Genomic DNA, 12,872 nt, shown 5'->3' with positions numbered 1-12,872 from the left:
GGTCAATGCTAAGGGGTTCACAGGCTAGTGCATCAACAAGGTTCCCACCAAGTTCTGAATAAAGCCCGCTATATGTTTCCCTCATGTCAGGCTCGAAGAGGTCAGAGCGGCCCGTCGATAGTTCCCACTCAGCGATGTCCTTAAGGTGGCCCCTCATCTCCTCATAGGTAGCGTTGGGTCTGTCTGCGTGTATTGCCTTGAGTGCTGCCTTGATGTGCCTTGAGTGAGCCATAGCGGTACGTCTATCCTTGGTCCGTAATGATACTGAGGTCATTCTATCATTGTTTGATTGTCTGACCCGAAGACGGAAGTAGTAGACGCCGTTACGCTGGTAGAGATAGGAGACGGCTGGAAGTTTGTGACTGCTGGATAGCTGAATCATATGTCTGTATGCCCTGAGAGGGTTACACAGTGGGTTACAGTAAGTAACTCTGCAAGGAGGCTTTAAGCCATATCCCAAGGGATTCAGTAGGTTAGAATACTTTAAGAAGTGTCATGGAGCGGGCGAAGGGAATCGAACCCTCGTATAGAGCTTGGGAAGCTCTCGTTCTACCATTGAACTACGCCCGCATTGAAGTGCGTAAGGGATTATAAACCTTACACACTTCCTGGCAAGGGGCTGTTCGACTGACTGGCGATTAATTCACCGTCAGCATTTTGGCTTGCTGCCCTGCGGCGGCAAATAGCGCTGCGGATCGATAGCCGTAGCGCGATAACGGATCTGGAAATGCAGGCGCACCGAAGCCGCATCAGAGCTGCCCATGGTGGCAATTTTCTGCCCGGCCTTCACTGTTTGGCCGTTGTTAACCAACAGCGTGTCGTTATGGGCGTAGGCGGTAATGTAATCTTCACCATGTTTAATCATCACAAGGTTGCCGTAGCCGCGCAGCTGATTGCCGACATAGACCACCTTCCCGGCTCCAGCCGCATAAACAGGCGTGCCGCGCGCGGCAGAGATATCAATCCCCTTGTTGCCACCTTCAGCCGTGGAGTATGGCAGTATCACCTTCCCACTCGCTGGCCACTGCCAACAGCGTTGCCCTACCGGAGGCCAGGCTGACTGTGGCACAGAAGAAGACGGTCTGACTGCTGCCGTTTTGGTGGAGGATTTCGATTTAGATTTTGTTTTCGCCGATGCCGTGCTGGTTTTCGCGCCACCGCTGACCTTAAGCTTTTGCCCAACTTCTATGGTATAGGGGGGAGAAATGTTGTTCAGGCGCGCGATCTCTTTGACGCTGGTCCCTGTCGCACGTGAAATACCATACAGAGTATCTCCACGCTTAACGGTATAGGTAGAACCAGAACCGGAATCAGATGAGCTTGAACATCCCGCGACGATCAGGCTGCTCAGCAACATTATTGTGATAACAAAGCGTTTTCTCATCAGGCGTCCCGCACTCAAAACAATTCCTCGCAACATTTTAAGACGCTTTATCATAGCAGTCCGATGCCGGATGCCAAATCATATCGCGGCACGAATCGTCCGTTCAGGCATTTCACACCAACGGATAATCAATCGGCCACAATTAGGCATATAATAGTGATGCTCAGGATTAATGGTGGATGCGATGCGACAGGAACATGTCATTTTGTTGAATGAGCAGGACCAGCCCTGCGGAACACTGGAAAAGTATGCGGCGCATACCGCTACAACGCCCCTACACTCTGCCTTCTCCTGCTGGCTCTTTAACGACCAGGGCCAGTTGTTGGTGACTCGGCGCTCGCTACACAAAAAAGCCTGGCCGGGCGTCTGGACTAACTCGGTCTGCGGCCATCCACAGTCCGGTGAAACGACTGCAGACGCCATTATCCGTCGCGCTCGCTTCGAACTGGGCGTGGAGGTAGCCGAACTCACGCCCGTCCATCCTGATTTTCGTTACCGCGCCGCAGATCCCAGTGGGATTGTGGAAAACGAAGTTTGCCCGGTCTATGCCGCCCGAGTTATCAGTGCGATACGGTCAAACGCGGATGAAGTAATGGATGAGCAGTGGAGTGAACTTGAGGATATCTTGCGTGCGCTGGATGCCACGCCGTGGGCCTTCAGCCCGTGGATGGTAATGCAGGCATCGAATGATAAAGCACGAGAATTATTGCGCGAGTTTGCTAACCGTAATTGATTGCCGGATGGCAACGCGAAAGCGTTTTATCCGGCCTACAAATCATGCTTCTCGTAGGCCGGAAAAGCGTAGCGCGATCCGGCATTTCACATCTTACTTAACCGGACGCATCGCCGGGAACAGGATCACGTCGCGGATGGTATGACTGTTGGTGAACAGCATAACCATACGGTCGATACCAATCCCCAGACCGGCTGTCGGCGGCAGACCGTGTTCCAGAGCGGTAACGTAGTCTTCGTCGTAGAACATAGCTTCGTCATCACCCGCATCTTTGGCGTTAACCTGATCCTGGAAACGCTGCGCCTGATCTTCGGCATCGTTCAGCTCGCTGAAACCGTTACCGATTTCGCGTCCACCAATGAAGAATTCGAAGCGGTCAGTAATTTCCGGGTTGTCATCGTTACGACGTGCCAGCGGAGAAACCTCTGCCGGGTACTCGGTAATGAAGGTCGGCTGAATCAGGTGCGCTTCCGCTACTTCTTCAAAGATCTCCGTCACGATACGACCCAGACCCCAGCTCTTCTCAACCTTGATGCCGATAGATTCAGCAATCGCTTTAGCAGAGTCGAAGTTATCCAGATCCGCCATGTTGGTTTCCGGACGGTATTTCTGAATGGCTTCACGCATGGTCAGTTTTTCGAACGGTTTACCAAAGTCGAAGACCTCTTCGCCGTAAGGCACTTCGGTGGTTCCCAGAACGTCCTGCGCCAGCGTACGGAACAGCGATTCGGTCAGTTCGATCAGGTCTTTGTAGTCTGCATAAGCCATATAGAGTTCCATCATGGTGAACTCTGGGTTATGACGAACGGAGATGCCTTCGTTACGGAAGTTACGGTTAATTTCGAACACGCGTTCGAAGCCGCCAACCACCAGACGCTTGAGGTACAGTTCCGGCGCGATACGCAGGTACATGTCCAGATCCAGCGCGTTATGATGGGTGATGAACGGGCGTGCAGCAGCACCGCCTGGGATCACCTGCATCATCGGAGTTTCCACTTCCATAAAGCCGCGGCCGACCATGAACTGACGGATACCCGCCATGATCTGTGAGCGTACTTTAAAGGTGTTGCGAGATTCATCGTTAGAGATGAGATCCAGGTAGCGCTGACGATAACGCGCTTCCTGATCCTGCAGGCCGTGGAATTTGTCCGGCAGCGGACGCAGCGCTTTAGTCAGCAGACGCAGCTCGGTGCAATGGATGGACAGCTCGCCGGTTTTGGTCTTAAACAACTTACCTTTCGCGCCGAGGATATCGCCCAGATCCCATTTTTTGAACTGCTCGTTGTAAACGCCTTCCGGCAGATCGTCGCGCGCAACGTACAGCTGAATACGGCCACCAACGTCCTGCAGCGTGACGAATGAGGCTTTACCCATAATGCGGCGAGTCATCATACGACCGGCAACGGATACCTCAATGTTCAGCGCTTCCAGCTCTTCGTTTTCTTTCGCGTCGAAGTCAGCGTGCAGTTGGTCTGAGGTGTGATCGCGACGGAAATCGTTCGGGAACGGGATCCCCTGCTCGCGCAGGTTAGCCAGCTTCTCACGGCGCGTTTTCAGTTCATTGTTAAGGTCGGCTACCGCGTCAGCGCCCTGTGCGTGTTGTTCAGACATGTTGGTTCCTCATAACCCTGCTTTCAAACTTGCTTCGATAAATTGATCCAGGCTGCCATCCAGCACCGCCTGCGTATTACGGGTTTCAACCCCGGTACGCAGATCTTTGATGCGGGAGTCATCAAGGACATAAGAACGAATCTGGCTACCCCAGCCGATGTCAGACTTGGTGTCTTCCATCGCCTGCTTCTCGGCATTCTTCTTCTGCATTTCCAGTTCATAAAGCTTCGCTTTCATCTGCTTCATGGCCTGGTCTTTGTTCTTGTGCTGGGAACGGTCGTTCTGGCACTGTGTCACAATTCCGGTCGGGATGTGGGTAATACGCACCGCAGATTCTGTACGGTTAACGTGCTGACCACCCGCACCTGAGGCGCGGTAAACATCGATGCGCAGGTCTGCCGGGTTGATTTCGATATCAATATCGTCATCCACTTCCGGGTAAACGAACGCAGAGCTGAAAGAGGTGTGGCGGCGGCCGCCGGAATCGAACGGGCTCTTACGCACCAGGCGATGGACGCCGGTTTCGGTACGCAGCCAGCCATAGGCATAATCGCCGATAATCTTGATGGTCACGGACTTAATGCCCGCCACTTCACCTTCCGACTCTTCGATAATTTCAGTTTTAAAACCGCGCGCTTCGGCCCAGCGCAGATACATGCGCGTCAGCATGCTGGCCCAGTCCTGCGCTTCGGTGCCGCCAGAACCGGCCTGAATATCGAGATAGCAATCTGCGCTATCATATTCGCCGGAGAACATACGACGGAATTCCAGCTGCGCCAGCTTTTCTTCCAGCGTATCGAGTTCAGCAACGGCTTCGTTAAAGGTTTCTTCGTCGTCGGCTTCTACAGCCAGTTCCAACAGGCCGGAGACATCTTCCAGGCCCTGGCTCATTTGGTCGAGCGTGTCGACAATGGCCTCAAGGGAAGAACGTTCTTTGCCCAGCGCCTGCGCGCGTTCGGGTTCGTTCCAGACGTCCGGCTGTTCCAGCTCGGCGTTTACTTCTTCCAGACGCTCTTTCTTGGCATCATAGTCAAAGATACCCCCTAAGAACGTCAGAGCGTTCCGTGAGGTCCTGAATGCGGTTATTTACCGGATTAATTTCAAACATGGTCTGTTTTCTTTTATTGGACGAGTCAAAATGCGGTTATAAGAGCGGGATTGTAACCAATTCACGCTCTTTTTTATAGATATAGTGACGCTAAAGTGGCCAGATATTATCGATAATAATTTGCAATGAGCGGTTGCCGCGAAACTCGTTAATATCCAGCTTGTAGGCCAACGTAACTTCACGTACGCCGTTATCCGGCCAGATAGCGGTATCAACGTTAAACGCAATGCCGTCCAGCAGCGGTCCGCCGTCGACGGGCTCGACCATCACCTTCAGGTGACGCTCCCCAACCAGACGCTGCTGAAGAAGACGAAAACGCCCGTCAAACAGCGGCTCCGGGAACATTTGCCCCCACGGCCCGGCATCACGCAGCATTTGCGCGACCTCCATGGTCATCTCCGCCGCGCTTAGCGGGCCATCGGAGACCACTTCGCCCTGCAGTAAGGCGGGATCGAGCCACTCGGTCACCAGCTCACCAAAACGCTGCTGGAAGCACTCAAACTGTGCTTCTTCCAGCGATAAACCAGCCGCCATGGCATGGCCGCCGAACTTAATGATCATGCCTGGGTAAAGGGTATCCAGTCGCTCCAGCGCGTCACGCATGTGCAGGCCCTGAATCGAGCGCCCCGACCCTTTAAGGGTGCCGTCTCCAGCCGGTGCAAAGGCGATCACCGGACGGTGAAAGCGCTCTTTAATGCGTGACGCCAGAATCCCTACCACGCCCTGATGCCACTCAGGGTGATACATTGCCAGCCCACCAGGTAGCGTTTCGCTGCTACGCTCAAGCTTCTCGCACAGGGTCAGCGCTTCCGTCTGCATGCCCTGCTCTATCTCTTTCCGCGTCTGATTGAGTGCATCCAGTTCACTGGCAAGCACCCGCGCGTCGCCAATGTTGTCGCACAGCAACAGCGCTACGCCAACAGACATATCATCCAGGCGGCCTGCCGCATTCAGACGCGGCCCCAGCGCAAAGCCTAAGTCGCTGGCGGCCAATTTTTGCGGGTCGCGATTCGAAATCTCAAGCAGCGCTTTAATGCCTGGACGACATTTTCCCGCGCGAATACGGCTCAAGCCTTGCCACGTCAGGATACGGTTATTAGCGTCCAGAGGGACAACATCGGCCACCGTACCTAGCGCAACCAGATCAAGCAGATCCGCGAGGTTTGGCGGAGTGATACCGCGCTCATCAAACCAGCCTTTATCACGCAGAAAAGTACGTAGCGCCAGCATCAGATAAAAAGCCACGCCGACGCCCGCCAGTGATTTAGACGGGAATGTACAGTCGTGCAGGTTAGGATTGATAATCGCCACTGCGCCCGGCAGGGTCTCTCCTGGCAGGTGGTGATCGGTAACCACTACCGGGATCCCCAGCGTTCTGGCATGCTCAACGCCGGAATGGGAAGAGATGCCGTTGTCGACGGTGACGATCAGCTGAGCGCCCCGGGCATGTGCCTGATCCACCACTTCCGGGCTCAAACCATAACCGTCTTCAAAACGGTTGGGCACCAGGTAGTCAATGTTGCTGCAGCCCAACGCCCGCATCGCCAGGATGCTTAGCGCCGTGCTGGTTGCGCCATCGGCGTCAAAATCCCCCACCACGATAATGCGGGTACCTTCACGAAAAGCGTTATAGAGGATCTCCACCGCCTTTTCGACACCGCTCAATTGCTGCCACGGCAACATGCCTTTGACGCTACGCTCAAGCTCCTGCGCGCTGCGCACACCGCGACTGGCGTACAAACGACGTAATAGCGGCGGCAGATCGGCAGGCAGGTCGCTAGTCTCGTCGGCTTCACGACGACGAAGTTGTATCTGTTGTTTCACGCGAATTATTTACCGCTGGTCTGTTTTTGGTGCGCGTCGAGGAACGCTTTCATCTCTTTCGGACCCTGATAGCCAGGAACAACATAGCCATTGCTCAGGACGATCGCTGGCGTGCCGCTAACGCCAAACTGCACGCCCAGCGCGTAGTGATCCGCAATATCCACATCACAAGTTGCCGGTTTCACGCTTTTACCCGCCATGGCATCATCAAACGCTTTGTTTTTGTCTGACGCACACCAGATGGACTTCATGTCCTGCTCGGCCTGGCTTTCCAGTCCCTGACGAGGGAAGGCCAGATAACGCACGGTAATTCCCAGCGCGTTGTAGTCTTTCATCTCTTCATGCAGCTTGTGACAATAACCGCAGGTGATGTCGGTGAAAATGGTAATAACATGTTTTTCCTGCGGCGCTTTATAGATGATCATCTCTTTTTCCAGCGCGTTCAGCTGCTTCATCAGCAGTTGATTGGTGACGTTAACCGGACTTGCACCGCTCACGTCATACATCGGTCCCTGAATAATGTGCTTGCCGTCTTCGGTGACGTACAACACGCCGCTGTTGGTCAGTACAGTTTTCATTCCTGCAATAGGAGCGGGTTGAATTTCAGTGCTTTGTACACCCAGCTTCGTTAATGACTGACGAATTGCCGCGTCGTCTGCCTGCACCATGCCTGAAAACGCCGTCGCCAGCAGGGTGAGCATCATAAAACTTTTTTTCATAACCTATCCTTTCCTGTCAGCACTCACGCACGTGGGTGATGCTGTTGATGTAATTGACGCAAGCGCTCCGTTGCGACATGGGTATAAATTTGTGTGGTAGAGAGATCGCTATGACCAAGCAGCATCTGCACCACGCGCAAATCAGCGCCATGGTTCAGCAAATGCGTGGCAAAAGCATGCCGCAGTACGTGCGGCGACAGCTTCTCGCTGTCGATTCCCGCTAACACAGCATAGTGTTTAATTCGATGCCAGAAGGTCTGGCGTGTCATCTGCTGCGCACGCTGGCTGGGAAACAGCACATCAATTGAGACGCCATTCAGCAACCATGGTCGTCCGTGCTCCAGATAGGTTTCCAGCCAGTACACGGCTTCTTCACCCAACGGTACCAGCCGCTCTTTATTACCTTTACCAATGACCCGCACAACGCCCTGACGCAGGCTGACATCACTCATCGTCAGCCCCACCAGCTCAGAAACGCGCAAACCGGTGGCATATAAGACTTCGAGCATGGCTTTGTCTCGGAGTTCCAGCGGCTGGTCAATCAGCGGTGCCTGCAGCAGCCGCTCGACCTGCGCCTCACTGAGATCTTTTGGCAGACGCTGTGGCAGCTTCGGTGAAGCCAGAGACGCGCTGGGATCATCATCGCGGAATTTCTCGCGATAGAGATGCTGAAAAAAGCGCCGCATTGCACTTAACAAACGCGCGGAACTGGTGGCTTTATACCCCCCCTCCATTCGCTCGGCCAACAGTGCTTGCAGGTCATCGCAGTGTACCGTCGCCAGAGAAACACCGCGATGGTGTAGCCATTCAATAAGCATGGTTAGATCGCGACGATACGCACTTAATGTGTTTTCCGCCAGATTGCGTTCCAGCCACAGGGCATCAAGAAATTGCTCGATGCGCGCCAGATCTTGTTCCACTCGCGCCCCTTATTTCATTCTCATTTTTGATGCATTATGCCTCATTGTGCCGTGATTGCGGCGATTCTGATACACTACGCGCAACGCTACAGCAGAATTGAGACGTTTAGTAATGAACATGGGTCTTTTTTACGGTTCCAGCACGTGCTACACCGAGATGGCAGCAGAGAAAATCCGCGATATTCTTGGTCCCGAGCTGGTGACATTACACAACCTCAAGGATGATTCCCCGACCTTAATGGAGCAGTATGACGTGCTCATTTTAGGTATCCCGACCTGGGATTTCGGCGAAATCCAGGAGGACTGGGAAGCCGTCTGGGATCGGTTGGATGACCTCAACCTGGAAGGCAAAATTGTTGCTCTCTACGGCATGGGCGATCAGTTGGGTTACGGCGAATGGTTCCTGGATGCACTGGGAATGCTGCACGACAAGCTGGTCACGAAAGGGGTGAAGTTTGTCGGTTACTGGCCAACAGAAGGCTATGAATTTACCAGCGATAAACCTGTTATTGCCGATGGGCAACTGTTTGTCGGCCTTGCGCTGGATGAAACCAACCAGTACGACCTTAGCGATGAGCGCATCCAGGCATGGTGTGAGCAAATTCTTGGCGAAATGGCCGAACACTGGTCCTGATCGTCTGCTGACTGACGGTGAAGGTCTGTAACCTTACCGTCAGCGCTATTTCTGCTGTAATATCAACCGACGCAAATCCCGCCACTCGGCATCATCCATACTGTCCGCCGCCAGCCACAGATGCTGACGTTTTCCTGTACTTGACCGCAAACGCAACATCATGCCCGTTTTTATCATCCAGGGTGCGCTAACAATCGTCCACTCTTGCCCTTGCCAACGCAGGCGGCCATCCATTAATAGTCTAATCTCTCCCTGACAAGCGTTAATACGGCGCTGACTGCGCACGCAATCGAACACCACCAGAGAGAGCAAAATCAACCATAATGGGGTGTAACTCAGTGGCCATGGCATCAATAAAATGAGCACCGCCACTAGCCCATGAATGAGCAGCGAAATCCACTGTGCGCGCCAGGAGACGCGTAAATCAGATTGCCACTGGACCACGTTCCCGATTCCGTGTCTGGATAAGCCGTACCATTTGCTCCAGCTGCTCATCAGCCGGCTTCCCGTGATTCATCAACCAGTTAAATAAATCGGGGTCATCACATTCCAGCAAACGGATAAAGATGCGTTTTTCGTCATCACTTAAGTTGTCATACTCATGTTCGAAAAACGGCATGATCGAAATGTCCAGCTCACGCATACCGCGACGGCATGCCCAATGAATACGTGCTTTGTTGTTAATATCCATGTTCTTCTTCCTGTCTCGCGAAAACGAAGTACCCGGCTATTGTAACGTGTTTTTCATGCTCTTTTGCGGGAATATCAGTAAACGGAAGCACGATCGCTAAATAAAACCACATTAAGTCAAAGGGTTCATCAATTGTGGATGTCTCCTCGCAAAGCTTAAATATGGCACAATCAGGATGTTTAAACCGCTTGCAATAGGCCATAGCTCTTTTACCATTAGTCACTATTATGGCGTTAAGCAAATCAGGACATTATTATGGCTTTTACATCGTTTCCCCCTCGTCAGCCTTGTGCGTCAACGCGTTTGCCTCTGACGCTGATGACGCTTGATGACTGGGCGCTCGCGACCATTACCGGCACCGACAGTGAGAAGTATATTCAGGGCCAGGTTACTGCTGATGTCAGTCAACTGGCCGAACATCAGCATGTACTGGCTGCCCACTGCGATGCCAAAGGCAAAATGTGGAGCAACCTGCGCCTCTTCCGCCTGGGTGAAGGCTTCGCGTGGCTTGAGCGCCGTAGCCTGCGCGATGCCCAGCTTACCGAGCTGAAAAAATATGCCGTATTCTCTAAAGTGGTAATTGCGCCTGACGACGAACGCGTGCTGTTGGGCATTGCCGGATTCCAGGCGCGTGCCGCACTGGACAATCTCTTTAGCGAATTGCCAACCCGCGATAAGCAGGTGATTACCGAAGGCTCTTCCACGATATTGTGGTTTGAACACCCAGCCGAACGCTTCCTGCTGATTACCGATGCAGCCACAGCGGAAACCCTGGTCGAAAAACTGCGTGGTGAAGCGGAGTTGAACAACAGCCAGCAGTGGCTGGTACTGGATATCGAAGCCGGTATCGCGGTGATTGATACCGCAAACAGCGGGCAGTTCATTCCACAGGCCACTAACCTGCAGGCATTAGGCGGAATCAGCTTCAAAAAAGGCTGCTATACCGGCCAGGAAATGGTCGCACGGGCGAAATTCCGCGGTGCCAACAAACGTGCGCTGTGGACACTGGCAGGTTCTGCCAGCCGGGTGCCGGAAGCGGGTGAAGACCTGGAACTGAAAATGGGTGAGAACTGGCGCCGAACCGGCACCGTACTTGCGGCAGTAAAACTGGCGGACGGTCAGGTACTGGTGCAGGTAGTGATGAATAACGATATGGAAGCCGACAGCGTATTCCGCGTGCGCGACGACGCGAAAACGCTGCATATAGTACCACTGCCGTATTCGCTGGAAGAGTAAATCGCCAGGTAGCGACTTCACCTTACCGGGTCGAGGGTTTTGTAGGCCCGGTAAGCGCAGTGCCACCGGGCAATGATGATTACGCCTGCCCCACGTACAGATAGATAGCCAGAAAATGGCACACGCTGCCGCCCAGCACAAATCCATGCCAGATGGCATGGTTGTAAGGGATACGCTTGCAGACATAGAAAATCACGCCCAGTGAGTAGACCACGCCCCCCACCGCCAGCAACGTTACGCCCCCAGCGGCCAGTTTAACCGCCAGTTGATACACCACAATCAATGACAGCCAGCCCATGGTCAGGTAGGTCACCAGCGACAAAATTTTAAAGCGGTGGGCAATGGTCAATTTGAACAGAATACCGAGCAGCGCCAGGCTCCAGATCACCACCATGAGGCCACGCGCCAACGGTGAGTCCAACCCCACCAGCAGAAATGGCGTATAGGTTCCGGCAATCAGCAGATAAATAGCGCAATGGTCGAATTTCTTCAGCCAGATTTTCGCTCGCTGGTGAGGGATCGCGTGATACAGGGTTGACGCCAGGAACAGCAAGATCATGCTGCCGCCATACAGACTATAGCTGGTAATGGCCATAGCACTGGCATTGGTATCCACAGCCTGAACCAGTAACAACACCAGTCCGACTATACCAAACACCAGCCCGATACCGTGGCTGATGCTGTTGGCGATTTCCTCTGCCAGCGAATATCCCTGCGCGATTAATGGCTTCTGAACCATAGCTTACTCCAAAAAACGAACACTTTCGTGATTGCGCTTCTAGCGTAACTGAGAATGGTTCCAGTGAACACATGTTAGCTAAAATAAATATCGACTAATGAATAACATATAAAAATCAATTAATTATATTTTATTTTTCAGCTAACAAGTGTACCAATTAAATTAAACGCGTTTAAAATCAATCACATAAAACTGCGTCTGATTTGGATAGATCTCTGTAATCACGCGTTTAAGCTCATCAAGGGGCATATTTTCCTGCTGAGCATGTTTTTCACTCAGCGTATCCAACGTCACGGTCGAGGTGCCTACCACTTCGATAGTGCAGAAGTAACCGTCATCTTCGAAGCGTCCAACCCGCAGAATGTCTCCGGTTTTGAAGTGGGACTCAGACTCATCGCGAATAGTGATGGTCTTGCGTCCGGCCAGAATGTCATCCTGGAAACGCTGAAAAAAAGTGATGTCATTTGGCTGCATGTTATTATTCCCTGTAGATGAAGTCTGATGAGTGAGTTTTGCCATTGTGAGTATGTTCTCCCACGCCGCCATCGCCAGTCTCAACAATCTTGAGATGTTGGTCTACAACTATGTCATCAAGAACCGTGACAAAGTCATGTACATGACCATTCGCGAACTGGCTGATGCCGTAGGGGTTTCAACCACCACCGTGCTGCGCTTTTGCCGCAAACTTAACTGTGAGGGCTACTCTGAGTTTCGCGTACGCTTTAAATTATATTTAGAGCAGAATGAACCGCAACAGGCTAATTTCGGTGCCAGCGAAATAATCAGCTTCTTTAAGAGCGTGAATAACGACGAATTCGACACATTACTCGATCAGGCTGTTGATATTATATTGTCCTCCGAGCGTATTATATTCGTTGGCGCGGGAACATCCGGCGCCTTAGCTAAATATGGTGCGCGATTTTTCTCAAATGTCGGGAAATTCAGCAACCATATTGACGATCCCTATTTCCCGGTGACCAATGATATGGCCCGAAACGCGCTGGCAATTGTCCTATCCGTCTCCGGCGAAACCGAGGAGATCCTGCGTTTCGCCAGCCAGTTTAGCCTCCACAACTGTAAAGTGTTGTCTGTTACCAGCCACGAGCATTCACGCCTGGCGAAACTGGCCGACTTTAACCTCTCCTGGCATGTGCCACAAACCCGCATTGCCGGGGTCTATGATATAACCACGCAAATCCCCGTAATTTATATTCTGGAGTCACTGGGTCGCAAACTGGCGAAAAAATTGGCATAAAAAAACAATCTGTTTTTT

Annotated in this window: 14 protein-coding genes, 1 tRNA gene and 1 pseudogene; 4 read left to right on the top strand and 12 right to left on the bottom strand. The window is 52.6% G+C overall.

From position 1 onward, the window contains the following. The 3 genes and pseudogenes from QNN86_RS19745 to actS all read right to left on the bottom strand — a co-directional run. Positions 1-382, bottom strand: a pseudogene (locus tag QNN86_RS19745) (integrase); the annotation flags it as partial. Between the two features lie 114 nt (positions 383-496). Continuing rightward, a tRNA-Gly gene (locus QNN86_RS19740) sits at positions 497-570 on the bottom strand. Between the two features lie 79 nt (positions 571-649). Beyond that, positions 650-1,408, bottom strand: coding sequence for an amidase activator ActS (actS, locus tag QNN86_RS19735; RefSeq protein ID WP_181619514.1), 759 nt, complete (start codon positions 1,406-1,408; stop codon positions 650-652). Positions 1,409-1,568: 160 nt separating this feature from the next. Here actS and idi point away from each other — a divergent pair, with 160 nt between their 5' ends. Beyond that, the gene (gene idi / locus QNN86_RS19730) at positions 1,569-2,117 is read left to right on the top strand and encodes an isopentenyl-diphosphate Delta-isomerase (protein ID WP_181617788.1); all 549 of its coding nucleotides are present in this window, start codon (positions 1,569-1,571) and stop codon (positions 2,115-2,117) included. A gap of 93 nt (positions 2,118-2,210) precedes the next feature. On the opposite strand, the gene lysS is transcribed toward idi, so the two are convergent. The 5 genes from lysS to xerD form a co-directional block, all read right to left on the bottom strand. Further along, a complete protein-coding gene (gene lysS / locus QNN86_RS19725; RefSeq protein WP_182269216.1) occupies positions 2,211-3,728 on the bottom strand; it encodes a lysine--tRNA ligase in 1,518 nt (505 codons plus the stop codon). 9 nt (positions 3,729-3,737) lie between these two features. After that, positions 3,738-4,836, bottom strand: a protein-coding gene (prfB, locus tag QNN86_RS19720) for a peptide chain release factor 2 (protein WP_181617790.1) whose coding sequence is annotated in 2 segments (ribosomal slippage) — positions 3,738-4,760 and positions 4,762-4,836 — 1,098 coding nt in all. Because the reading frame shifts where the segments join, the coding sequence is not laid out codon by codon here. 90 nt (positions 4,837-4,926) lie between these two features. Further along, the gene (gene recJ / locus QNN86_RS19715; protein WP_182269215.1) at positions 4,927-6,660 is read right to left on the bottom strand and encodes a single-stranded-DNA-specific exonuclease RecJ; all 1,734 of its coding nucleotides are present in this window, start codon (positions 6,658-6,660) and stop codon (positions 4,927-4,929) included. A gap of 5 nt (positions 6,661-6,665) precedes the next feature. After that, entirely contained in the window at positions 6,666-7,379 is a 714-nt protein-coding gene (gene dsbC / locus QNN86_RS19710; RefSeq protein WP_181617792.1) for a bifunctional protein-disulfide isomerase/oxidoreductase DsbC, read from the bottom strand. A 23-nt stretch (positions 7,380-7,402) separates the two neighbouring features. Further along, complete coding sequence (xerD, locus tag QNN86_RS19705) at positions 7,403-8,299, bottom strand: site-specific tyrosine recombinase XerD (protein WP_181617793.1); 897 nt, start codon at positions 8,297-8,299, stop codon at positions 7,403-7,405. 112 nt (positions 8,300-8,411) lie between these two features. Between xerD and fldB the strand changes: the two genes are divergently transcribed. Further along, positions 8,412-8,933, top strand: a complete 522-nt coding sequence (fldB, locus tag QNN86_RS19700; protein WP_181617794.1) for a flavodoxin FldB — start codon at positions 8,412-8,414, stop codon at positions 8,931-8,933. Positions 8,934-8,978: 45 nt separating this feature from the next. Here fldB and QNN86_RS19695 read toward each other — a convergent pair whose 3' ends face one another. Further along, complete coding sequence (locus tag QNN86_RS19695) at positions 8,979-9,377, bottom strand: protein YgfX (protein ID WP_181617795.1); 399 nt, start codon at positions 9,375-9,377, stop codon at positions 8,979-8,981. Further along, on the bottom strand, positions 9,358-9,624 hold the full coding sequence (gene sdhE, locus QNN86_RS19690) for an FAD assembly factor SdhE (RefSeq protein ID WP_181617796.1): 267 nt from the start codon (positions 9,622-9,624) through the stop codon (positions 9,358-9,360). Before sdhE ends, QNN86_RS19695 begins: the two co-directional genes overlap by 20 nt. A 255-nt stretch (positions 9,625-9,879) precedes the next feature. Here sdhE and ygfZ point away from each other — a divergent pair, with 255 nt between their 5' ends. Further along, the gene (gene ygfZ / locus QNN86_RS19685) at positions 9,880-10,860 is read left to right on the top strand and encodes a tRNA-modifying protein YgfZ (protein WP_414212248.1); all 981 of its coding nucleotides are present in this window, start codon (positions 9,880-9,882) and stop codon (positions 10,858-10,860) included. Positions 10,861-10,939: 79 nt separating this feature from the next. Here the strand turns inward: ygfZ and trhA are convergent, their stop codons facing one another. Then, positions 10,940-11,599: a PAQR family membrane homeostasis protein TrhA gene (trhA, locus tag QNN86_RS19680; protein WP_181617798.1), complete on the bottom strand. Its 660-nt coding sequence runs from the start codon at positions 11,597-11,599 to the stop codon at positions 10,940-10,942. A gap of 162 nt (positions 11,600-11,761) precedes the next feature. Further along, positions 11,762-12,073, bottom strand: coding sequence for a N(4)-acetylcytidine aminohydrolase (yqfB, locus tag QNN86_RS19675; RefSeq protein WP_181617799.1), 312 nt, complete (start codon positions 12,071-12,073; stop codon positions 11,762-11,764). Between the two features lie 52 nt (positions 12,074-12,125). Between yqfB and QNN86_RS19670 the strand changes: the two genes are divergently transcribed. Continuing rightward, positions 12,126-12,854, top strand: a complete 729-nt coding sequence (locus QNN86_RS19670) for a MurR/RpiR family transcriptional regulator (RefSeq protein ID WP_414212251.1) — start codon at positions 12,126-12,128, stop codon at positions 12,852-12,854. The last annotated feature ends 18 nt before the right edge of the window (positions 12,855-12,872 follow it).

Source organism: Citrobacter sp. C348 (genome assembly GCF_047467975.1).
In the GTDB taxonomy this organism is placed as follows: Bacteria; Pseudomonadota; Gammaproteobacteria; order Enterobacterales; family Enterobacteriaceae; genus Citrobacter; species Citrobacter gillenii.
The sequence above is the reverse complement of the archived record's forward strand: the minus strand, read 5'-3'. Positions and strand labels throughout refer to the sequence as shown.